The 22596-nt window shown below is 70.3% G+C and carries 21 protein-coding genes; 11 read left to right on the top strand and 10 right to left on the bottom strand.

The annotated features are described in order from the left end of the window. Nucleotides 1-35 precede the first annotated feature (35 nt). Nucleotides 36-1037, top strand: a complete 1002-nt coding sequence (locus OG948_RS55000) for a LacI family DNA-binding transcriptional regulator (RefSeq protein ID WP_331773617.1) — start codon at nt 36-38, stop codon at nt 1035-1037. Between the two features lie 559 nt (nt 1038-1596). On the opposite strand, the gene OG948_RS54995 is transcribed toward OG948_RS55000, so the two are convergent. Continuing rightward, nucleotides 1597-3048: a phosphoribosyltransferase gene (locus OG948_RS54995; protein WP_331772608.1), complete on the bottom strand. Its 1452-nt coding sequence runs from the start codon at nt 3046-3048 to the stop codon at nt 1597-1599. Nucleotides 3049-3408: 360 nt separating this feature from the next. Then, nucleotides 3409-3900 (bottom strand): MarR family transcriptional regulator, encoded by a 492-nt coding sequence (locus OG948_RS54990; protein WP_331772607.1) that lies wholly within the window; start codon nt 3898-3900, stop codon nt 3409-3411. An 85-nt stretch (nt 3901-3985) separates the two neighbouring features. Between OG948_RS54990 and OG948_RS54985 the strand changes: the two genes are divergently transcribed. The 4 genes from OG948_RS54985 (at nt 3986) to OG948_RS54970 (ending at nt 6786) form a co-directional block, all read left to right on the top strand. Continuing rightward, entirely contained in the window at nt 3986-4873 is an 888-nt protein-coding gene (locus OG948_RS54985) for an NAD(P)H-binding protein (RefSeq protein ID WP_331772606.1), read from the top strand. Further along, the gene (locus OG948_RS54980) at nt 4870-5370 is read left to right on the top strand and encodes a DUF1772 domain-containing protein (RefSeq protein ID WP_331772605.1); all 501 of its coding nucleotides are present in this window, start codon (nt 4870-4872) and stop codon (nt 5368-5370) included. Before OG948_RS54985 ends, OG948_RS54980 begins: the two co-directional genes overlap by 4 nt. Before the next feature lie 46 nt (nt 5371-5416). Then, a complete protein-coding gene (locus tag OG948_RS54975) occupies nt 5417-5677 on the top strand; it encodes a hypothetical protein (protein WP_331772604.1) in 261 nt (86 codons plus the stop codon). A gap of 263 nt (nt 5678-5940) precedes the next feature. After that, nucleotides 5941-6786, top strand: coding sequence for a hypothetical protein (locus tag OG948_RS54970; RefSeq protein WP_331772603.1), 846 nt, complete (start codon nt 5941-5943; stop codon nt 6784-6786). Between the two features lie 132 nt (nt 6787-6918). On the opposite strand, the gene OG948_RS54965 is transcribed toward OG948_RS54970, so the two are convergent. From OG948_RS54965 to OG948_RS54950, 4 genes are all read right to left on the bottom strand, one after another. Then, nucleotides 6919-8301, bottom strand: a complete 1383-nt coding sequence (locus tag OG948_RS54965; RefSeq protein WP_331772602.1) for a glutamate decarboxylase — start codon at nt 8299-8301, stop codon at nt 6919-6921. A gap of 150 nt (nt 8302-8451) precedes the next feature. Beyond that, complete coding sequence (locus OG948_RS54960; protein WP_331772601.1) at nt 8452-8850, bottom strand: hypothetical protein; 399 nt, start codon at nt 8848-8850, stop codon at nt 8452-8454. 222 nt (nt 8851-9072) lie between these two features. Continuing rightward, nucleotides 9073-9483 (bottom strand): DUF3052 domain-containing protein, encoded by a 411-nt coding sequence (locus tag OG948_RS54955; protein WP_331772600.1) that lies wholly within the window; start codon nt 9481-9483, stop codon nt 9073-9075. 383 nt (nt 9484-9866) lie between these two features. Next, complete coding sequence (locus OG948_RS54950) at nt 9867-11969, bottom strand: SpoIIE family protein phosphatase (RefSeq protein ID WP_331772599.1); 2103 nt, start codon at nt 11967-11969, stop codon at nt 9867-9869. Nucleotides 11970-12402: 433 nt separating this feature from the next. On the opposite strand from OG948_RS54950, the gene OG948_RS54945 reads away from it, so the two are divergent. Beyond that, complete coding sequence (locus tag OG948_RS54945; protein ID WP_406300770.1) at nt 12403-12780, top strand: chaplin; 378 nt, start codon at nt 12403-12405, stop codon at nt 12778-12780. A gap of 158 nt (nt 12781-12938) precedes the next feature. Here OG948_RS54945 and OG948_RS54940 read toward each other — a convergent pair whose 3' ends face one another. After that, nucleotides 12939-13295, bottom strand: coding sequence for a helix-turn-helix transcriptional regulator (locus OG948_RS54940; RefSeq protein ID WP_406300769.1), 357 nt, complete (start codon nt 13293-13295; stop codon nt 12939-12941). A gap of 250 nt (nt 13296-13545) precedes the next feature. On the opposite strand from OG948_RS54940, the gene OG948_RS54935 reads away from it, so the two are divergent. Beyond that, nucleotides 13546-13938, top strand: a complete 393-nt coding sequence (locus OG948_RS54935) for an STAS domain-containing protein (RefSeq protein ID WP_331772596.1) — start codon at nt 13546-13548, stop codon at nt 13936-13938. Next, a complete protein-coding gene (locus OG948_RS54930; protein ID WP_331772595.1) occupies nt 13935-14171 on the top strand; it encodes a DUF2795 domain-containing protein in 237 nt (78 codons plus the stop codon). The genes OG948_RS54935 and OG948_RS54930 overlap by 4 nt, the downstream gene beginning before the upstream one ends. Nucleotides 14172-14355: 184 nt before the next feature. On the opposite strand, the gene OG948_RS54925 is transcribed toward OG948_RS54930, so the two are convergent. The 3 genes from OG948_RS54925 to OG948_RS54915 all read right to left on the bottom strand — a co-directional run bounded on the left by OG948_RS54925 (nt 14356) and on the right by OG948_RS54915 (nt 17888). Next, nucleotides 14356-15276 carry an aldose 1-epimerase family protein gene (locus OG948_RS54925; protein ID WP_331772594.1) on the bottom strand — a complete coding sequence of 307 codons (921 nt, stop codon included), beginning with the start codon at nt 15274-15276 and terminating at the stop codon, nt 14356-14358. 81 nt (nt 15277-15357) lie between these two features. Further along, entirely contained in the window at nt 15358-16728 is a 1371-nt protein-coding gene (locus tag OG948_RS54920) for a chloride channel protein (protein ID WP_406300768.1), read from the bottom strand. A 191-nt stretch (nt 16729-16919) separates the two neighbouring features. Next, nucleotides 16920-17888 (bottom strand): DUF389 domain-containing protein, encoded by a 969-nt coding sequence (locus OG948_RS54915; RefSeq protein ID WP_331772592.1) that lies wholly within the window; start codon nt 17886-17888, stop codon nt 16920-16922. Nucleotides 17889-18116: 228 nt separating this feature from the next. Between OG948_RS54915 and OG948_RS54910 the strand changes: the two genes are divergently transcribed. From OG948_RS54910 to OG948_RS54900, 3 genes are all read left to right on the top strand, one after another. Further along, nucleotides 18117-19937 carry a glycoside hydrolase family 15 protein gene (locus OG948_RS54910; RefSeq protein WP_331772591.1) on the top strand — a complete coding sequence of 607 codons (1821 nt, stop codon included), beginning with the start codon at nt 18117-18119 and terminating at the stop codon, nt 19935-19937. A 72-nt stretch (nt 19938-20009) separates the two neighbouring features. Continuing rightward, nucleotides 20010-20924 (top strand): cyclase family protein, encoded by a 915-nt coding sequence (locus OG948_RS54905; protein ID WP_331772590.1) that lies wholly within the window; start codon nt 20010-20012, stop codon nt 20922-20924. A 54-nt stretch (nt 20925-20978) separates the two neighbouring features. Further along, nucleotides 20979-22559 carry a GMC family oxidoreductase gene (locus OG948_RS54900; protein ID WP_331772589.1) on the top strand — a complete coding sequence of 527 codons (1581 nt, stop codon included), beginning with the start codon at nt 20979-20981 and terminating at the stop codon, nt 22557-22559. Nucleotides 22560-22596: the final 37 nt, after the last annotated feature.

Genomic DNA, 22596 nt, shown 5'->3' with positions numbered 1-22596 from the left:
CAAGTACCCGTTCGGGTCATCTAGACTCCGTGGCTGTGACCGCCCGCATCGTGACCCTGCTCGACGTGGCCCGCGCCGCCGGAGTCTCCCGGAGCACCGCCTCCGACGCCCTCCAGGGCTCCGGGCGGGTGGCGGCGGCCACCCGCGCACGGGTCCGCGAGACGGCCGACGCCCTGGGCTATCGCCCCAACAGCGCGGCCCGCCACCTACGCCGCGCCGGCACCGGAGCCATCGGCCTCTACCTCCCCCGGACCGCGACCCGGCTCGACTACTACATGAACCTCGCCTTCGGGTCCGTCGCTCGGGCCCAGGACGAAGGATTCGATCTGGTCCTGCTCGCCGGATCCGCGGGCACCGGAGGACCGGTCGCCTCGCGGGTCGACGGTCTGCTGCTCATCGACCCCGACACCGAGGACGAGACCGCGACCGAGATGCTCGCCGCCGGCGTCCCCGTGGTCACCGGCGAGCGGTTCCCCGGTCCTTCCGCCACCCCCAGCGGCGCCGTGGTCTGCGACACCGCCGCCTCCCTCACCGCGCTGCTGGAGCACCTGACCGACCGTGGCGCCCGCCGCCCCGCCCTGCTGGCCCCCGGCGGCGAGTCCACCTGGGCCCGGGCCCTACGGACGACCGCCCGCACCTGGGGCAGGGCGCACCGCACCCCTGTCGCCGTGCGCCACGTCCCGTTCGCGGCCACGCCCGCCGACGCCGCCGACGCGGTGCGCGGCCTACTCGAAACCGAACCTGCGGTCGACGCGGTGATCTGCGGCCCGGACGGCGCCGCCCCGGGCGTCCTCCACGCCGCCGCGGCCTTCGGCCGTACCACCGGCCGGGACCTGCTGGTCGCGTCCTGCGTGGACGGCACCGCCACCCGCACCAGCAGCCCACCGATCACCGCGGTCGACCTCAGGCCCGCCGACTACGGACGCGCCTGCGCCGAACTGCTCTGCGACATCATGGCCGGCCGCACCCCACCCGACACCGTTCGCCCGCACGACTGGGCGTTGCGTACCCGGGCCTCCACACAACCCGAGAGCTGAGATTCCACGACCGTCCGCCGGTATCGCCCGCCTGATCCGCACCTCCACCCCGCCAGGCCCGACTGCGACGAGATCGCCGTGCCCTTCGACGCCACCTCCGCCCGCGCCCACCACCGCCACGACCGGCTCCCGCGCGCGTACGCCGGGCGGATGCTCGAACCGACGGCCCCGATCAGGCGGTTCGTGCTCCCGGTGCGTCGACCGGCGCTACGCGGCTCTGCTCGAACCGGATCGGGGATACCGCGCACGAACACCTGCCCCGGCAAACCATGCTGGGCCACGGGTGTCGGCCGCGGGCGGGCGCCCGCCGAACTCGCCCTGTAGCTCCACCGGTTGACCGACTCCGAACTCGGCCCGCAACTCGACCGGTTGACCAACTCCGAACTGGCTCCCGCAACTCGACCGGTTGACCGACTGCGACGGCCGGAATGCCGCCGTCCGCCCCACCCCGCACACCTACGACACGCCTCCGACGCTCGACGCGTGGACGCCGAGCACGCCCGCGTCCACCCGGTCCACGTGCCGCCGCTTCGGCTCGCGACGACGTCATCGGCCGCGCTCAGTGTCCGTTCGCGCCGGCGGCCGGTCGGCCGAGGAACCAGTCCCGGGCCAGGTCGGCCACCGCGTCGAGGGTGCCCGGTTCCTCGAACAGGTGGCCGGCGCCGGGGACGACCTCGAGACGGCTCTCACATCGGAGGAAGGTACGCGCGCGGTTGTTGAGCTCCAGTACCACGTGGTCGTTGCCACCCACGATGAGCAACGTCCGGGCCGTGACGTCGGGCAGATGCGCTTCCGCCAGATCGGGCCTGCCGCCCCGGGAGACGACCGCCCCCACGTCGTCACCGAGTTCGGCCGCAGCCCACAGTGCGGCTGCGGCGCCGGTGCTCGCCCCGAAGTACTCCACCGTCTGCCCTTCGACTTCGGGCCGCTCCCGGAGCCCGCGTGTGACGTCGATCAGGCGCCGGGCCAACAGCTCGACGTCGAAGACGTTCGACCGGGCGCCTGCCTCGCTCTCGGTGAGGAGATCGAACAACAACGTGCCCAGGCCGGCTCGGTTCAGCGCGGTCGCCACGAAGCGGTTGCGCGGGCTGTGTCGACTGCTGCCGCTGCCGTGCGCGAAGACGACGATCCGTTCCGCTCCCGCGGGCAGACTCAGGTGCCCCGGAAGCCGCGCGGTTTCAACCGGTAGGTCGATGTCGCTGTGCGTGGGCACGGATTCCGCGGAGCGCGTCGATCCGCCATCCGATCTCGTCCCCGCCCCCGCCCCCGGCCGCATTCCCGCGTCCGCCTCCGCCCCCGACCTCATTACCGCGTCCGCCCCCGCCCCCGGCCTCATTCCCGCTTCCGCCTTCGGCGGCGACTCCGACCGGCGAGCGACGGCCCGATCGAGGCACTCGACGACCTCCTCGTCGGTGGTCTGGGAGAAGTTCGCGTAGAACTGCCCCACCGCCATGAATCCGACCGGGTTGTGCAGGCAGATCACCTCGTCGGCGTCCGGATCCGGCTCCTTCCCCCAGCCGGCCGGCGCCACCGGCACGGCGAGCACCACACGCGCCGCGCCTCGATCCCGGACGGCGCGACAGGCCGCGCGGGCGGTGGATCCGGTCGCGATGCCGTCATCGACGACCACGACCGTTCGGCCACCGAGTTCCACCGGTGGCCGTTCGCCCCGGTAACGGTGGGCACGCCGTTCCAACAACTCCCGTTCCCGCCGTTCGATCCCTTCCAACTCGGCGCGGGAAATACCCGAGGCTCGCACGACGTGGTCGTTGAGGACGATGACTCCCTCTTCGGCGACGGCGCCCATGCCCAGTTCCGGTTGGGAGGGAACGCCCAGTTTCCGCACCAGGCATACGTCCAGTGGAGCGCGGAGTGCGTCGGCCACCTGGGCGGCCACCGGCATTCCTCCCCGGGGCAGGCCGAGCACGATCACGTCCTGGTTCGCCAAGGGCGAGGGCGCCAGGTACTCGGCCAGTTTCCGTCCCGCGTCGACACGATCGGTGAAGAGCACGACTTCATCCCCTTCCGGGCACGACCCGGTCTCCTACCGGCCGCCCGGGACTTCGACCGACCCGGTACGACCGGGCAGCCGCACGAGCAGGCCGCGGTACGGGCGGCCACGGACTTCGGCCGCCGTGCGCACCGATTCCCATCGGGCGACGACCCGCACCTCGGACGGATGGGCGGCATGGAACCGATTGTCGAATCCGTCTCCCCCGTTCCTTCGATTCTCCGACGTCCACTGCCGAAGCGCCTGCCGTCCCTTGCCCCGCGCGACGCCTCCGGCACGACGTCTCCGGCACGACGCGAGGTGGTCGGGAAGGGTGCGGTCGCCGGGTGGCACCGAACCGATCGGTTTACCCGGGTGCGGTCAGTTCGCCAGGTCTTCGGTCGCGTCTCGTCCCGCCGCGGCGGTGCGGCGGAGGAATTCCGCGAAACGTTCGAGTTCTGCGCCTTCGTAGTCGGCACAGATCTGCTCCACCGAGGTGTTCATGCCGGCGAAGAGCGCCAGGAGTTCCGCGTTGCGATCACGCAGGGCCCGGATTTGGGAGCCCCGGCGGTCCGAGGGGTCCGGCTCGCGCGACACCCAGCCGGCGCGTTCGAGTCGGTCGAGCACCCCGGTCATCGTGGCGGCGTGCAGACCGGCGCGTCGCGCCAGTGCGCTCGGGCTCAGCGGGCCGTGGGCGTTGACGATGTCGAGGCAGTCCAAGTCCACGTCGCGGAGCGTCAGATGGGCGCTGACCTGCCGGTTGAGCAAGGACAGTTGGAGGCTCAGCGCGCGCAGTCCCTCTTTGACGTCGACGGTTGCCCGTCGGCGGCGCGGGTCCGCGTCGTCCGCATCCGCATGTGCTACGGATTCCATAATATACGCCTCTCAAATCAACATGCTACGGTTCTCATATATTACGTCACGCGAATAACCGTGACCCGAGTGAGGAGACGCACGCATGTTCCTGGTGATCGGAGCGACCGGCACGGTCGGACGCGAAACGGTGAACCTGTTGCTGGAGTCCGGCCGGAAAGTGGCGGCGGTCACGCGCGACCCCGCCACTGCCGCTCTGCCCGGCGGCGCGCATGTCGTTGCCGGCGACCCGTCCCGGCCCGACACGCTGACGTCGCTGCCCGACGTAGTCGAAGCGGTCCTGCTCGGCCCACGCGCCGCCGGCAGCGCGAGTTCCGAACTGCTGTCACTGGCCGCGGCACGAGGCGCGCGGCGGGTGGTGGTGCTGTCGGCCGCGACCGTGGAGCACCCGGTCGGCCACCCGCGCTTCATCGAGGAGTTCAAGCGGGCCGAAGCCGCCGCACGAGAGTCCGGTCTGCTCTGGACGTTTCTACGGTGTGCCGACTTCGCCGCCAACGCCCTGGCCTGGGCGCCGCAGATTCGCGCGACGGGCGTCGTACGCGGCGCCTATGGCGGCGCGGCGACCTCCCCGATCCACCACCGCGACATCGCGGAGGTGGCCGTCGCCGCACTGACCGACCCCGCGCACGCCGGACGCGCCCACCTGCTCACCGGCCCGCAGTCGATCACGCAGTACGAAAAGGTCCGCATCATCGGAGCGGCCATCGACCGGGCACTGACCTTCCGGGAACTCGCCCCCGAGCAGATTCGCCAGGCGATGCTCGCTCAGGGCCTCCCCGAGGACATCCCCGACCGGCTGCTCGGTTCGCTGGCCGACTACGCCGATCGCCCCGGCCCGACCACGGGCACCGTGGAACGGCTCCTGGGCCGACCCGCGCTGACCTTCGCCGCGTGGGCGGCCGACAACGCCGCGGCCTTCACCGCCCGGCCCGTCTCCTCGGCCTCCGCCTCCGGCAGGGAGGACCACGCATGACCGAGACCCCGCTCGGCACGGTTGCGCGATGGGTGAGCCTGCTGTTCTCGGGCCTCTTCGCAGGCTTCCTCGTCGCAGTCCTCGTGCTCGAAATGTCGCTTCGGGGTGAAGACCGCCACGTGTACACCCAAGTGCGGCACGTGGAACTCGATTCGCTGGACAAGCTCGCAACCGCGACACTGCTGCCGGCACTGATCGCGACAGCGTTTCTGGTCGCCGTCACGTTCAAAACCCGAGGACGCACCTTCCGACTGCGCTTGACCGGACTCGCGCTGCTACTCCTGATCGTGGCCGTGACGGTCGTGTTCAACATGCCGATCAACGCGGACCAACTCGACTGGGATGTACGGCAACCCCCTTCGGACTGGGCGAGCGTTCGTGACCACTGGCAGATCGCCCACGCCATACGCACCGGCGCGGCGATCATCGCGTTCGCGACTCTCATCGCCGCCTCGACGCGGACGGCACGCGACACCCGCGAGCCGGCCCGCGCGTAGCCCTCTCGCCGCATGCCGACGGGTCTGCGACCGCAGGGAAGACACCATGACGACGCGAGCAACGTTGACGGACACCATGGCCTTGTCGACCGGCGACTCCGCAGTCTTCATGACTGTCGAGAGCGGAGAGTTCACCCAAGGGCAACGCGTCAAGGTGAGTCGCGACGCATGTCTCCTGGGCGAAACGGTGATTCGTCTCGGACTCGCCACGGCGAGGGCGGACGAGGAAGGCAACCGTTCATCTCATGCCCTGATCAAGGGCATTGCCTGTGTTCGCGGTGACGTGATCGAAGGCTTGGAAGGGTGACGTACGTTCTCCGGTTGGATCAATCAACGACCAGGCATCGAGGAACTCGGCGACCTGGAGGCCACGTTGGGCGCTTGATGTCGGCCGGTAGTCTCTGGCGCCGTGACCGATTCGACACAGCCGGGATGGGTTGACGACCTCTTCCCGTTCCCGACTCCGTCCGCGCTCCGCACGTTGATCGACATTGCCTGGCAGAACGCGTACGACTTCCATCACGAGAACGAAACCTACGATTACACCCTGCTGGAGAGCCACTACGACTTATGTTCGACCTGGCCACGATTCCCCGCCCACCCGAGGGCTGCGATTCCTACCCGGAGTCCACCAACCAGGATCGGCAACCATCGCTGCCGCACTTCGCCACGCCGGAGTTCGTGTCCTTCGGCTCCCTCGGCGACGGCGGCGACGTCGGCCGGCTGGTACCCGCGCCGGAGCTCGGACGGCCGGACCATCCGGTCGCTCTGGCCAATGGTCATCAGCCCGGTGTGACCTTGATCGGCGCGGACACCCGTACCGGTCTGGAGTTCATGCTGTCGTGGGCCCTGCGACGGTGGCGCGCGGACCCGGTCCCGGAACCCCCGGCATGGCGCGACGCGGACGTATGGCTCGCCCAAAACCGGTGGCGCATCGACGCGCGCGCCAAGGACCGGAGCCTTGTCGACCGGCTGGCCGCCGAACTCGGCGTGCGTCCGGACCCCGATCGCATCTTTCCCGGTTCATCGTGGGAACGCACGACCGTCCGAAAGGACACCGAGTTCGACATCGTGTTCGACCCGCCCGAAGGGTGGCGCCACGAGCCCGGCGCGGACGGTATCGGCGTACACGCCCCAGCCGACGCGTACGCCGATCGCCGGCCGGTGGTCGCGGACCACCCGCTGCTTGAACCAGAGCTGGTCGCGGCCTCTTGCAGCCTCGATGCCGGACACCCGGCGACCGCGTTACTCGCACTCAAAGACACGTTCGTCAACGGACCGAGCTGCTACTTCGCCGACCTCAAACCGTTGTGGAAGCGCGCGTACCGCGATCTCGGCCGACCCGAATACGCGGACCGCCTCGACCTCATGACACCGTATTACCAGGTTCCGTGCCCCTGCCCTACCCCGCACTGAGGCACCGGGTGAATCACCGTGCGGCTGGAGACGCTCGGCGGGGTGGAACGGTGTGGCGACCGTGGGACCACAGGCGCTCCCGGGCCCTGGTCCACCAACGGCCCGACGGCAAAAAGCCGGCCGAGGCCCCGGTCAGTGGTGGAAGCCGCCGCGGCTCGCGTCGCTCGGGCGGCCGTCGTCGAGTTCCTTGATGGCGCGGCGCATGTCGTCGGCGAGCAGATCGATCTCGTCGCGGTCGACGCCGTGGCGCACGAGTACCCGCTGGATGACGGTCTCCTGGCGGTCGGGCGGCAGCGGATAGGAAGGCACCTGCCAACCGCGCATCCGGAGCCGGTCGGTGAGGTCGTACAGGCTCCACCGGCGCGAGTCGGGATCGGTCAGCGTGTACGAGACGGCCGGCAGCGCTCCCACCCCGTCGTAGAGCAGGGTGAAGGGGCCCATGTCGGCGATCTGCCGGGCGAGGCCCTGGGCCGTGTGCGCACACGCCTCGTAGACCCGCCGATACCCCTCCCGGCCCAGGCGCAGGAACAGGAAGTACTGGGCGATGACCTGCCCGCCGGGGCGCGAGAAGTTCAGGGCGAGAGTCGGCATGTCGCCGCCGAGGTAGCTGACGTGGAAGACGAGGTCGGCGGGCAGGGCGGCGGTATCGCGCCACAGGGCCCAGCCGACACCGAGCGGGGCCATGCCGTACTTGTGGCCCGACGAGTTGATCGAGGCAACGCGCGGCACCCGGAAGTCCCACGACAGGTCGGGATGCAGGAAGGGCGCGATGAACCCGCCGGACGCCGCATCCACGTGCACGGGGATGTCGAGGCCGGTTTCCGCCTGGATCCGGTCGAGTTCGGCCGCGATCTCGGCGACCGGCTCGTATGTGCAGGTGTAGGTCACACCGAGGATCGCCACGACGCCGATGGTGTTCTCGTCGACGTAGTCGCGCAGTTGGTGCGGCTCGAGGCCGGTCGCTCCCGACTCCACCGGGACTTGGCGCAGCTCGACGTCGAAGTAGCGGGCGAACTTCTCCCAGCACACCTGTACGGGCCCGCACACCAGGTTGGGCCGGTCGGTCGGCAGGCCCGCCTCGCGCCGCCGGTTGCGCCACCGCCACTTCAGCGCGAGTCCGCAGAGCATGGCGGCCTCGCTGGAACCGGTGGTGGAGCAGCCCACGGCATTGCCGCCGCCGTCCGGCGCGTGCCACAGGTTCGCCAGGATGTTGACGCATCGCGACTCGATCTCCGCGGTCTGCGGGTACTCGTCCTTGTCGACGATGTTCTTGTCGAGGCACAGATCCATCAGTCGGCGCACCTCGTCGTCCGCCCAGGTGGTGCAGAACGTGGCGAGGTTCTGTGCGGCGTTGCCGTCCAGGAGCAGTTCGTTGCGCAGCACCTGGAAGACGATGTCCGGGGGCGTCGGAAGTTCGGGGATGGCTCGCTTGGACAAGGGGCGTTCGCTCAGCGGGGAGGCGAAGACGTCGTCGGCGGAGCTACCGGCCTGTTCCCTGGCCTTGTGCAGAGCCATCAGAAACCCTCTCGTATTGCCGTATAAGCATCTCCTTCCGAACAATACGAGTGAACTCTGGTACCCGACAGCGGGCATACTCCGCCCGAGGTTCAGGGGTACGCGCCGCCCGGGATGTCGGACGCAGCGCCGCCGACCGTCCTGCGTGGCTTACCGGTTGCTCCGTTGTGGACCGGTGCACAACGCCCAGATGATGGCGATGTCGATGGCGATCACGATGATCGACCACACCGGGTAGTGAGGCAGCCAGACGAAGTTCGCGAGCATGCTCAGCCCCGCCAGGAGTACACCGAGGAAGCGGGCCCAGAGGGCATTGGTGAACAGGGCGAGGCCTGCGAGGAAGATGACGATGCCCAGGATCAGGTGGATCCAGCCCCAGCCGGTGGTGCTGTACGAGAAGGAGTAGTTGCGCGTCTCGACGACGACATCGTCTTTCGCGATGGCGGCGATTCCCTGGAAGACCGCCAGGACGCCGCCGACGGTCATGAGCACCGCGGCAAACGTGGTCCAACCGGACGAGTGAGTGGCTCGTTGTGTGTGCGTGGCCATGTCCAGGCCTCCCTATCGGGCAACCCCTTGAGCGGATATCCCCTTCTCCCACACTGACCCCTCCGGTGGGTCCCTGCGACCGGGACCTCCCGGGTCCACCGGGAACGGCTCGCGACCCGAGAGTGATCGCCGCCCCCTGCGGGAGCGGGGCCGGCGGAACCTACGCGGCCAGGGCGGCGGGCGCGGGTTCGACCCGGTGACGCTCGACGACCGGAACGACGATCAGGACGATTTGGGCTGGACGAGAGGGTTGCCGGACCATGCCCCGAGGGTGACGGTACCGATGGATACCAGGCCGGCCGTGTCCGCCGCCTCGGCGATCTCGCTCTGATCGGCGTGGCCGGGCAGGCCCGTCTCCGGAGTGAGGACCCAGAGCACGCCCTCGTCGGCAAGGGGCGAGGCCGCATCAGCGAGTTCGTCGGCCAGGTCGCCATCGCCTTCCCGCCACCACAGCAGGACTACGTCCACGACTTCGTCGGTTTCGTCGTCCACCATCTCGGTGCCGATCGTGTCCTCGATGTCGGCACGGATCTCGTCATCGGTGTCATCGTCCCAGCCCAACTCCTGGACCACCGTGGACGGAACGATGCCCATCCTCCGCGCGTAGTCCCGCGCACCCCCGGCAGCCACCATCACGGCCCCCTTCTCGAAACCCACGCCCCGGCACAACGATGCGCAGTGCGCAAAACGGTTCTCAGTCTCATCGTCGGGGTGGCACCCGTTCAAGGCTCAACCTGAAAATACCCTGGCGGCAGGCCTGTTGACGCAAGAGCGATCGTGGCCGCCGGGATACCTCGGGCACAGCACACCCGCAGCGCGGCAGCGCCGCAACACGCCGGCGGGCCTGACCCCGCGCCCGGTCATCGGCGTCCCACGCCACCCACCGTTCCGGTCCGTACCGACTGCCGTTCCGGTCCGTACCGGCCGCCGGGGATCGGCGCGTGCGCTTCGGTCGGCTCGCGCTTCGCCTCCGGAACCGGCCGGGGCGCCGGTCCGGGCAGACCTCGTCCACGGGGTCAAGGTGTGGGGCCGCGACGGTCCGCGGGCACCGTGGTGGCCTGTGCGATCAGGAGAGCGACGTCGTCGTGGTCGTCGGGGTGTCGCAGGGCTTGCAGGAGCCATTGGCAGGTGTCGTCCAGGGGCAGGCGGGATTCGTCGAGGGTGCGCAGCAACGTGTCCAGGCGTTCGTCGATGGCGTGGTGGCGAGTTTCGACGAGGCCGTCGGTGTAGAGGACGAGCCGGTCGCCCGGGTTCAGCTCGAAGTCGGTGGTGTGGAAGGAGATACCGCCGACGCCGAGCGGTGCCCCGGACGGCAGGTCCAGCAGTCGGGGTCGCCGTCCGGCGGGGGCGAGGACCGGCGGTAGGTGGCCGGCGTTGGCGATGTGACACCGGTGCCGGTGCGGGTCGTAGACGGCGTAGATGCAGGTGGCGATGTAGTGCTCGAGTCCGTCGGTAATCCTGTCGAGGTGTTGGAGCACGTGCTCGGGAGGCAGGTCGAGGTCGGCGAAGGCGCAGGTGGCGGTGCGCAGTCGGCCCATGGTGGCGGCGGCGTCGATGCCGTTGCCCATCACGTCGCCGATCACCAGCGCGGTTCTGTCGTCCGTCAGCGGGATGACGTCGTACCAGTCGCCTCCCACCTCGTGGGATGCCTGGGCGGGCTGGTAGAAGGAGGCGACGTCGAGACCGGTGAGCTCGGGTGGGCGGCCGGGCAGGAGACTGCGCTGGAGGGTCTCGGAGACGTTGCGGACGCTTTGGTGCCAGCGGGCGTTGTCGATGGAGACGGCCGCGCGTGCGGCGAGTTCGACGGCGAGGATCACGTCGTCGTCGTCGAAGGGGAGCGGGTTGCGGGCACGCAGCAGGTCGAAGGCGCCGAGGACCTCGTTGTGGGCGATCAACGGCACCGCGAGGTAGGAGTGCACCCCGGCCCGGGCGAAGGCGGTGGCGACGTCGGCATCGGGGGCGATGTGCTGCAGATCGCTGTTGTCGGCATGGGCGACCACGACGGGCTGCCCGGTGTGGACGCACTGCGTGATCAGACGGTCGGCGCTGTACGCGGCGAGGTCCCCGACCTTCAGGGAGGCCGTCGCCGGTGTGGGGTAGGCGGAGGCGACGGCGAGCGCGCGGAACATCTCCGGGCCCCGGTCCACGGATGCGCTGGTACGGCGGAACGCCAGGACGGCGTCGAGGACGTCGACCGCGGCCACGTCGGCCAGATCGGGCACGGCGACCTCGACCAGTTCCTGGGCCGTGGTCTCCACCTCCAAGGTGGTGCCGACGCGGGCGGAGGCGTCGGCGATCACGGCCAGCCGGCGGCGGGCCCGATCCGCCTCGGTGGCGACCCGGTGGCGTTCGCTGACGTCGACCACGGTGGTCGCCACTCCGATCACCCGCCCGCCGGAACCTTCGAGCCGGAAGTACGAGACCGACCAGGCGTGGTCGTGGTCGGGGTCGGCCGGGGTGCGGCCGACGGTGTATTGATCGATCAGGGGCGTGCCGGTGAGCAGCACCTGGCGCAGCGCGGACTCGATGGTGTCGACGTCGAGGGACGGGACGATGTCGACGGGGCGCCGCCCGATGTGGTCGGCCGCCGATTTGCCGTTGATACGTTCCAGCGCCGGATTGACCAGCAGATAGCGCAGGTCGGCGTCCAGCAGGGCGATACCGATGGCGGCTTGCGACACCAGGCGCTCGGACAGGGCCAGATCCGTCTCCACCCGCCGCAGCATGCTCTGGTCGGCGGCTATGCCGAGGGCGTAGACGTCGCCCAGGTCGTCCAGGAGGCGCATATTGCGGAACTCCACCAGGCGTGTGGTGCCGTCCCCGTGGCGAATCGGGAACGCGCCGGCCCAGCTCGCGCCGGTGCTCAGTATCTCGGCGAACAGCTTGACCACCAGGTCCCGGTGCATGGGGTGCACCAGCACGTCGGCCGCGTACCGCCCCAGCGCCTCCTCGGCCGTGTGGCCCAACACCTTGTCGGCCTGCGGGCTCCAGAACACGATCTTCCCGCGGTCGTCCAGCACGATCGCGGCCACGCTCAGCAGGTCCAGTAGTCCTCCGGGCGGCGATGGCACGGCCCCCTGGCCGTGCTCGCCCTGCGGGGGCGACTCGTGTGCACTCATCCCATACAGCTCCCTCCCCAGCGCGGCCAACGCGGTCACGCGCCGGCTGAGGGCTTGTCTCCATGCTGCTCCCGAACCCGGCGTCGCACGATCCGGCGGCCTCGCGGCACGACTCCGGAGGGCCGGCACCGCTGAACCCTTCCCGAGAGGGCCACGTTGATCCGGCGGCCCCAGGCCCGGCGCACACCCCCGCCGTCGCGCACTTTCAGGGGTGAAATCGGGCTCCCCTGCGAACGCGACGGCCGGCGAGTCGGTGCGGCTTGCCTTCGTCGCCGCGCTTGGGCACCTTGCGGGCGGGCCGGGCGTCGGTATGTGTCCATGCCATCGAACTCGGCGACATCAACGAGACCGTCTCCGACCGGGAACCCACCGTCCGACACCGTGTGGGATGCGTCGTTCGGGTGAACGGTGGCCGGGGCCGAAGCCTTTGGGCATGTGGATCGTTGGTCGGGACGAGGGCGTCGGGACGGACCGGCGCCGCAGCGAAGAGGGAGTGTTCGTGGGTTCGTTCAAGAAGGTCACCATGGTGATGGCCGGCACCGCAGCCGTCCTGATGGCGGGCGCGGGCGCCGCGCACGCCGAGGCCGACGCGGACGGCGCCGCCGTCGACTCCCCCGGCGTGGCCTCCGGCAACAACATCCAGGTCCCGGTCCACGTGCCGATCAACCTGTGCGGCAACACCGTGAACATCGTCGGCATCCTCAACCCCACCCTCGGCAACACCTGCCTCAACATCGACGGGGACGACGAAGGGCACAAGGGGCACGACGGCGGCCACGAGGCGCCCCAGCACGACGGCCACCGAGGCTGACCCTTCCGAGGGCATTTTTCCCGGACGTTCCTCCGCGTCCGACACACCGAGACCCCCGCGCCTGCATCCCGCGGGGGTCTCGGCACGCCCGATCCCCGTCCCGCGTCGGGATCGTGCCGGGGGCGACCCCGGCCGCGGTTGCGGGCTCGGGCATCCGGTCAAGGCGCCCGGGTCCCGGACGGGTCCGTGTCGACGTCCGCCGCGTCCGGGGCGCCCGAGTGCTCCGCCACGGGCAGGTCGAGGGCGTCGGCGACGGCCCGGCCCCGGTCCGCGGGATGGCGCACCTCCGTTCCGGGGACGATGCGGTACGTGTTGCGGCGCCCGCTGCGCTCGCGGATGAGATACCCGCCGTCCTCCAGGTCGGCCAGGATGCCCTGGACGGCGCGCTCGGTCAGCAGGCACACGGCCGCGATGTCGCGCACACGCGCCTGCGGATCACGAGCGATCACCGACAGCACACGGGCGTGACTGGTGAAGAAGGTCCACGACGGCCGGGCCTCGTCCGCATCACTCATGACACCCATCGTAAGCTCGGTCATTCCGGCATCACTACACCGGAAACAAAGTTCCCGAATTCCTTGACGTGCTTTTGCCGGCGTCCGATCCTGGAGTTGACGGACCCCGGATCCAACCGACCCGACAGGCCCGCACCCCGATCGAGATCCACCACGGCACCCGAGTGAGGGAATGGCAATGTCCCCACGTCGCCCCAACACCCGCCGCCGGGGCACGAGTCGCCCCGGACGCCGCCGCCACGGCGCAACCATGACGCGGCATCTCCGGGTACACACCGCCACGGACGGTGCCCGAACCCTCTTGCGGATCGGCGGGGAGATCGACATCGACACCGCGCCGCAGCTTCGGCAAGCCCTCGACACCGTCCTGGGCTCCGGGGCACGTCGAGTGAACGTGGACATGCGGGCGGTGACGTTCTGCGACAGCACCGGAATCCACGCCCTGCTGTACGCACGGGCCACAGCCGTCGAGCGCGGGATCGCACTCACCCTCGTGCCCTGCGACAAGCTTCGCCGTCTCCTGGACATCACGGGCACCGCGCACCTGTTCACCTGTCTCGCGTTCGCTCCGCCACCCCGTGCGACCACGGGCGGCTCCCCCAGCGGACCGGGTGACGGCCGCATCGAGGGGGCGTCGCCATGAGCGCCCCGGCCTGTTCCGGAACGGACCCCACGCCCATGGAGATCCACTGCGCGCTCCGCGGTGCGACCTATCCCGCGCGCCCCGGCGGCCTGATCGCGTACGCCCGCGCCAACCACGCGCCCCCGTCGGTCCTGCGCGTGCTCGCCACGCTCCCGGATCACCCGATCGTCGGACCCAACCAGGTCTGCATGGCCCTGTTCGGCCGACACCGTGAAACCCAACCCGGGCCCTGACCCAGCGGTCTCGGCCGCCCACCCACGACCAGTCTTCGACTGCTCGCCGACCTCGACGCGGTCCTCACCCGACCGATCGGCGGGGCATCGCGGCTCGGCGGGGGCCGCCGCGCTGCCCCCGCCGAGACCGACGTCGAAGAGGCCGAGCGTCGCCGAGCGGGCAGCGGGTCACGTCGTCTCGGTGTCAGCGTCCCTCGGTCCACGCGCGCAGGCCCCACCTGAAGGCGTGCTCGGCACCGGGCTCGAGTTCCACCAGGCCGGCGCGGCTTCGGAACGCGTCCGCCGGGCAGGACATCGGCTCCACCGCGATGCCTTTGCGCCGGGCCGGCTCGGGGAGCGTGTCTCCCGTGTACACCTGCACGAACTCGACTCCCTCACCGAGCCACAGGTCGGTGCCGTGCGATCCGGAAGGGTGCGCCAGCCGCACCGCGGCAAGACCGGAGGAGTCCCGCTCCAATTCCGCGAAGGCCGTGTCCAAGTGCCGCGCGCCCACGGCCCTCGGGGTGCGGAAGTCGAAGGGTGAGCCGGCCACCGGTTCGGCCGCGGCGGGCATGCCCGAATCGTCTGCCGGAAGCCATTTCCGGGCCGGGAGGGTGAGCACCGCGTCGTCCACCAAGTCGGTGCCCACGGTGAGGTACGGGTGCTGGCCGACACCGTAGGGCGCCGTGCCGGTACCGACGTTCCGGGCGACCACGGCCACCGCCAGCCCCGCCGCCCCGAGCGCGTACTCGACCCGGACGTGGAGGTGGAACGGGTAACCCGGCTGTGGCCAGAGCGTGACCCCCAGAAGTACCCGATCCTCGTGCTGCTCCACCACCTGCCATGACGTCCAGCGCAGCAGCCCGTGGATCGCGTTGCCCTTCTCGGGCTCGGTCAGGGGCAGCCGGAACTCCTCGCCGTTCCACCGGTACCGCCCTCCGCCGATCCGGTTCGGCCACGGTACGAGGACCTGACCACGACCACCCACGATCGGCTCGTCGGCGGAGAAGCCGTCCAGTACCGGCCGTCCACCGACGAAGTAGCCGCGCAGCGCACCCCCGAGTTCCACGACGACGGCGGTCTGTTCGCCTTTGCGCAGCACGATCTGCCGCCCTGTCGGACTCACGGACACAATCGGCCTCCACCTCGGGTACCGGGCCCGGTACACACGGCCCGAGCGGCCCCGCGTACCGGAACGGGCGTCGGACTAGGACGGGTCGGCGTGGGCACCGACGGACTCGGAGCCCGGTGGCGTGGCGGGCGGAACGCGGGGCACCGGGACGAGTCGCAGCGAGACGACGTACGAGACCACCACCGCGACGATCACGAGCGGCATCACGGTGAGCCCCGAGGACCCCAGCAGCAGGGTGGCCAACAGCACCGAGGTCATCGGGAGTTTCAGCATCGCCACGCACATGGCGCCGATACCCATCGCGAACCCGGACGTCAGATCCAGCCCGGGGAGATGGGACAGCGCGATCCCGCCCACCGCGCCCACGAACATCGAGGGAAAGACGAGGCCTCCCCGAAAGGCGCTCACTGACACGCAGTACGCCACCGACTTGCAGAAGAGGAGCAGTACGAGCGCGCCCACCGAATATCCGTCACTGCCGGCGAGCAGCGGGTCCAGCGCGTGCTGCCCCGAATACAGCACCCCCGACGCGTCGTACCCCGACCCTTCGGCGTACACGAGCGCGGCCAGCCCGACGATCGTCCCCATCGCCACGGTGACCGGCACCCTGTGCTGCTCCACCCGCGGCTGTAGATAGAGGGCGCCCCGGCGGATACCCGTGCCCAGGAGGGCCGCCGCGAGCCCGATGACGAGGGCCCAGCCGAAGGACGCGAAATCCGGCACATCGGCGGCGGGCACGTCGTCGAGGGTCAGGGAGTAGGTGCCCAGGCCGGTCCACGAGCCCAGGCCGATGAAGACGAGCGAACCGATGCCGGCCGCAAGCAGTCCCGGCACCAGCACCATGCCGAGCGTCGGCCCGCCCAGGCCCGATGCCTCCATCAGCAGGAACGCCCCCAGGAGCGGCGATCCCAGCAGCGCGCTGACCGCGGCGAAGCTCCCGGCGGCGCCCACGGCGGCACTCACCTTCGGCCCGATGTCCCGCTTCACCAGCCGTGCGCCGAACACGGCGAGGCCGGCGCCGAGAGCGATGAGCGGCGCCTCGGGCCCGAGGACGACGCCCATCCCGAGGGAGGCCAGCGCCGCGAGCGCGATACCGGGCAGCTCCTTCGCGGACGCCGCGCCCGTCGAGCCGAGGCCCTCGGCGGGCTTGTGCCCGCCCTCCCCCGGTAGACGGTTGATGATCAGCCCGACCAGCAGCCCCGCCACGGCCAGCAGCGGTACCGGCCACCACGAGGGCGTGTCGTCGAAGCCCAGGGCCTCGGGCAAATCGGTGTAGGTCAGCGATTCGAGTCGGGAGACGAGGGCGAGGAATCCGAACGCCGCCGCCGAGATCGGGACCCCGAGAACCGCCGCTATCACCAAGAGCCCCACGTACCCGCGGGAACGGACCGGCGCGAAGGGATCCGGTGACACCTTTTCGGGCTCTCCGGCAGGCGTGGCCGACACTCGCATCGTCTCCTCAGCATCGGAACCCACCCGCAGGCGTCGGCTCACAAGCCTTTGTCCGGTGATATCACGCGGCAGGAGCAGGTTCCGCGTACCCGACCCGCGGAGCCCCGGCATGTCCCGCACCGTCATGCCCATGGCCCAATCGGATCGCCGCCGAGCCGCCGTTCGGGGCCTCGACCCCGGTGTTCCTACCCGCCGTGACCGGGTCGTCTGCCGGTTTGCCCGCGGCGCCGGCCGACCCTGCGCCAGATCTCCCGCTGGAGGCGGAGCGTGGCGGTGCCCACCGCGACCAGGACCACGATGTTGAGCAGCAGTTGCACGAGCGACCCCCATGCCTCTCGCCAGGCGGCGAACGCGACGGAGACACCGACGTCGGCGGCCGCCGGGATGGTGGTGACCGAGATGAACACGCCGAGCAGAGCGCTCGTCCTCGCCTCGGTGAGCGAGACGATGCCCACGATCCCGGCCAACGTCGCGACGGCGACCGAGAAGAAGTTGGGCGTGTTGATGAGATTGGACACCGGCCGCAGTCCCAGGCCGAACGCCCTCGACTCGAGATCGAATGCGCGAATGAGGAGGCTGAACAACAACGTGGCGACGATCGCCAGCACGAAGCCCACGAAGAGCGCGCGCAGACCCTGTCGGATTCTCGTGCGATCACGGCGGTCGATGCCCAGCGCGACGCTGACGATCGCCCCGTACTCGGGGCCGACGACCATGGCCGCGACGATCAGGATCTGCGAGTTGGTGACGATCCCGACCGAGCCGATCAGTCCCGCGATGACCAGATAGAGAAAGAAGCTCGGCGCGTACGTCCCCTGGGAGCGGATCCGCGCCTCGACCTGTTCCCAGACGGGCGCCCGGGTCAAAGGCCCGAGATCCCGCGCTCCGGCGTCGGCGGCGCGGCCGGAGAAGGCCATGTCCACCGGTTCGATGACGATCGAACCCCGGTGGTCGAGACGCAGCGCGCGAAGGCCGCGCAGAACGTCGTTCGCCGCTCCGGTGAGCACGTCGCAGGCGATCGCGTCACCGTCCGGGTTGCGCGCGACACCGGGCTGGACGATCAGGTTGAGGACGCACGGATCGCCGGCGAGCAGGGCGACGGCCTCGCCGGTGACGTCGGGCGGGCTCACGGCACGGACATGGATCATGTCCATCCAGAACCTCCGGGATTTCGGACGCCCTGCCGCACTCCGCCGGTCGCGGGCCGGACCGGTGGGGGCGGGGTTCGTCGAGGGGTTCCCTCCAGCCAACACCGCACCCACCCTCTTCGGCAATCGGGCTGCACCGGGAGCGGCATCGGCCGCGCGCGGCTCCCGAAAGGCAGGACGCCGGCACCGGGCGGATAGTGGATCGGGTAGGGATCCGCCTGAGATTGGATGCTCATGGACCGATACCCGCCCATCGCGGAACACGGTCTGATCGGCGACCTGCAGACCGCCGCGCTGGTTTCCTCACAGGGTGTCGTCGACTGGTTCGCGGCGCCCCGGTTCGACTCCCCCAGCATCTTCGCGGCGTTGCTCGACCACGATCGAGGCGGCTTCTTCCGGCTGGGCCCGGACTTCGCGGAAACCACCTGCAAGCAGCTCTACTACCCCGACACCGCGATTCTGGTGACCAGGTTCATGTCGCCGGACGGGGTCGGCGAGGTGATCGACTGGATGCCGCCGAACAACAGCCGTACCCCCAGTAACCGGCACACCCTGATCCGTGCCGTGCGAACGGTGCGCGGCACCGTGCGGTTCGACCTGGAGTGTCGGCCGCGCTTCGACTACGGCCGGGCGACCCACCGGCTCGATCTGGGACCCGATGGTGGCGTGTTCCGGGCCCCGGGCGTCAGCGCGTACCTCCAGAGCACTTTTCCGTTGGAGCGGGACGGCGAGGATCTGCGGGGTTCGATCACCTTGGGCGTCGGGCGGGAGGCGGGGGCCGTTTTCACCGTCTGCGCCGGCGACGGCGAGGCTCCGGCGCCGATCTCCGTCACCGGGGGCACCGAACAGCTGTGGAGCGCCGCCGACTTCTGGCAGCAATGGGTGCACGGCTCCAACTACCGCGGCCGCTGGCGCGACATGGTCAACCGTTCCGCCATCACCCTCAAGCTGCTCACCTACGCCCCCACCGGCGCGCCGGTGGCCGCGGCCACGATGGGCCTGCCCGAACAGGTCGGCGGCGAACGCAACTGGGACTACCGCTACACCTGGGTGCGCGACGGGTCGCTCTCCGTCCGGGCGCTGCTCGACCTCGGCTTCGTCGAGGAGGCGACGGCCTTCACCCACTGGCTCGGCGACCGACTGCGTGCCGCGGCCGGGCAGGACGGGGAGCCGCTTCAGATCATGTACCGGGTCGACGGTGAGCCGCTGACGACGGAAGAGACCCTCGACCACCTCGAGGGGTACCGGGGTTCCGCGCCGGTGCGGCTCGGCAACGCGGCCTCCGACCAGTTGCAGTTGGACATCTACGGCGAGGCGCTCTACGCCCTGTCCGAGGGACGCGAGGTCGCCGTCCAGTCCGGCTACCAGGGCTGGCAGATCCTCGCCCGTACGCTGGACTGGCTGGCCGACTCCTGGGACCGGCCCGACGAGGGCATCTGGGAAACCCGGGGCGGGCGCAAGGACTTCACCTACAGCCGGGTCATGTGCTGGGCGGCCTTCGACCGCGGCCTGCGGATGGCGACCCAGTTCAGCCGACCCGCGAACACCGTGCGCTGGACCGAGGCCCGCGACACCATCCTCGAACAGGTCATGGCACACGGCTGGAGCGAGTCCGGTCAGGCCTACGTCCAGCACTACGGCGGGGACGCCGTCCTGGACGCGTCGCTGCTGCTGATGCCGCGGGTGGGCTTCGTCGCGCCCAGGGACCCGTCCTGGTTGTCCACCCTGGACGCCATGGACCGCACGCTGGTCTCCGACAGCCTGGTCTACCGCTACGACCCGGCGGCCTCTCCGGACGGCCTGCGCGGCTCCGAGGGCACGTTCAGCCTGTGCACCTTCCTGTACGTGGACGCGCTCGCGCGGGCCGGACGCCTGCGCCCCGCCCGGTACACGTTCCAGAAGATGCTCACCTACGCCAACCACGTCGGCCTCTTCGCCGAGGAGATCGGCCCCACTGGCGAGCAACTGGGCAACTTCCCGCAGGCGTTCACCCACCTGTCCCTCGTCACGGCGGCCTGCACGCTGGACAAGGCCCTCGACAACCGGCGCGGCTGAGGCGGGGCGGCAACGATGTGCACAGGCATACCGAGCGGACCCGACCGCCGACCGCGCCGGAACCGGGATGCGATGCAGAGCCGAATCGAGTTCACGGCCCTGTACGAACGCCTGCGCGCGCAGGTCGCCGACCCGAGCGGCGGGCGGGGCGCCCTGGCCGGCATCACCCCGGAGACGGTGCGCGCCGCGGCGGCGGAGGTCCGCTCGGGGCGTACCGTCACACTCGCCTCACCGGTGGAGACCCGGCCCGCACCGGACAACCCGCACCCGGCCGTCCACCGGATGACCAGCCCGCCCGAGGCGACGGCCGACGACACCGGACTCCATTTCGCCACCGACCGGTTCGCCATGCACGTGCACGGCGACGCCGACAGCCATCTCGACGCGCTGTGCCACGTCGTCTACGACGGCACGCTGCACGGCGGCATCCCCGCGGCCGGCATCACCGACGACGGCGCCACGGCGCTCTCCGTCGAGCAGGCCCGGGACGGGATCGTCGGCCGTGGCGTCCTGCTCGACATCCCGCGACTGCGCGAGGTGCCCTGGCTCGAACCGGGCGACCACGTCAGCGCCGACGACCTCGTCGCCGCCGAGCGCGCCCAGCAGGTCCGCGTGGGCCCGGGCGACCTGCTGTTCGTCCGGGTCGGCCACCGCCGCCGACGCGCCGAGACCGGACCGTGGGACGCCGCGCACAGCCGAGCCGGACTGCATCCGAGCGCGATGGAGTTCCCGGCCGCGCGCGGGGTGGCCGCCCTGGGCAGCGACGGCAACAACGACACCGCCCCGAGCCTTACGGACGGCGTCGACTTCCCGGTGCACGTACTGGCCATCCATGCCCTCGGGCTCCACCTCCTCGACTACCTGCAGTTCGAGGACCTGGTGCCCCTGTGCGAACGAGAGCATCGCTGGTCGTTCCTGTGCGTGATCGCGCCACTGCGGCTTCCCGCGGCGACCGGCTCACCCGTCAACCCCATCGCGATCCTGTGACCGGCGGCCCGCCGGCGGACGCGTTCGCCCGACGACTCACCTCCAGGTGGCGACATGGCAGACAACGAGCACTACGACGTGATCATCATCGGCACCGGCGCGGGCGGCGGCACCCTCGCCCACCGGCTCGCCTCCACCGGAAAACGCATCCTGCTCCTGGAACGCGGCGGCTACCTCCCCCGGGAGCGGGACAACTGGGAATCGACCGCGGTGTTCGTCAAGGGCAAGTACCGCGCCCCGGAGTTCTGGTTCGACAAACACGGCGACCGATTCCCGCCCGAGGTCAACTACTACGTCGGCGGGAACACCAAGTTCTACGGCGCGGCGTTGTTCCGCCTGCGGCCCCAGGACTTCGGCGAACTGCGCCACCACGGCGGCCTCTCCCCCGCGTGGCCGATCCGCTACGAGGACCTGGAGCCCTACTACACACAGGCCGAGCATCTCTACCTCGTGCACGGCCGACACGGCGAGGACCCGAGTGAGGGGCAGGCCGGCGCGCAGTACGCCTATCCACCGGTACAACACGAACCGCGGATCCAGCAGCTCAGCGACGACATGGAGAAACGCGGACTGCACCCGTTCCACCTGCCCATCGGCGTGAACCTCACCCAGGACGAGCACGGCCGCGCCACCCACGAGAGCGTGTGCATCCGGTGCAATCGGGTGGACGGCTTCCCCTGCCTGGTGCGCGGCAAGGCGGACGCCCAGGTGATCTGCGTCGATCCCGCGCTGGAGTTTCCGGACGTGCGGATGGAGACCGGCACCAACGTGCGGCGGCTGGAGACCGATCCGAGCGGGCGGAGTGTCACCACGGTGGTGGCCGAGTTGGAGGACGGGACGATCGCCCGGTTCCGCTCCGACATCGTCGTGGTCGCGTGCGGAGCGGTGAACTCCGCGGCGCTGCTCTTGCGTTCGGCCAACGATCGGCACCCGGGCGGGTTGGCGAACAGCTCGGACGTGGTCGGTCGCCACTACATGCGGCACAACAACCTCGCCCTGATGGCGATTTCGAAGGAACCGAACAACACGCTCTTCCAGAAGACCCTCGCCATGAACGACTGGTACCTGGGCGCGGACGACTGGGATTATCCGCTCGGCGGCATCCAGATGCTGGGCAAGTCGGACTCCGACCAGATTCGCGGCGAGGCGCCGCGCTGGGCCGGGATGGCCTCGCCGGACATGCCCTTCGAGGTACTGGCCCACCACGCCGTGGACTTCTGGCTGTGCGGGGAGGACCTCCCGCAGCCCGACAACCGGGTGACCCTGGACGACCAGGGCGAGATCCACCTGGCCCTGGACGAGAAGAACAACATCAAGGGACTCGATCGCCTGCAGCACAAGCTCCGGAGCAACCTCGAACACCTGGGGATGCACCCGCATCACCTGCTCCCGCACAGCCTCTACCTGCACAAGGGCATGCCGATCGGTGCCACCGCGCACCAGGCGGGCACCGTGCGATTCGGCGCCGATCCGCGGAGTTCGGCTCTCGACGTCAACTGCAAGGCCCACGACCTGGACAACCTGTACGTCGTGGACACGAGCTTCTTCCCGAGCATCGGCGCGGTCAACCCCTCGCTGACCGCCATCGCGAACGCCCTGCGGGTCGGCGACCACCTGGCGGAGCGCCTGGGCTGAGCCTCCCCGCACCGGACACCCCGGCCGGGGAACGCTC

It is taken from the genome of Embleya sp. NBC_00888 (assembly GCF_045207655.1).
In the GTDB taxonomy this organism is placed as follows: domain Bacteria; phylum Actinomycetota; class Actinomycetes; order Streptomycetales; family Streptomycetaceae; genus Embleya.
Note: the sequence above shows the minus strand (reverse complement) of the source record. Positions and strands in the feature narration are given on the sequence as shown.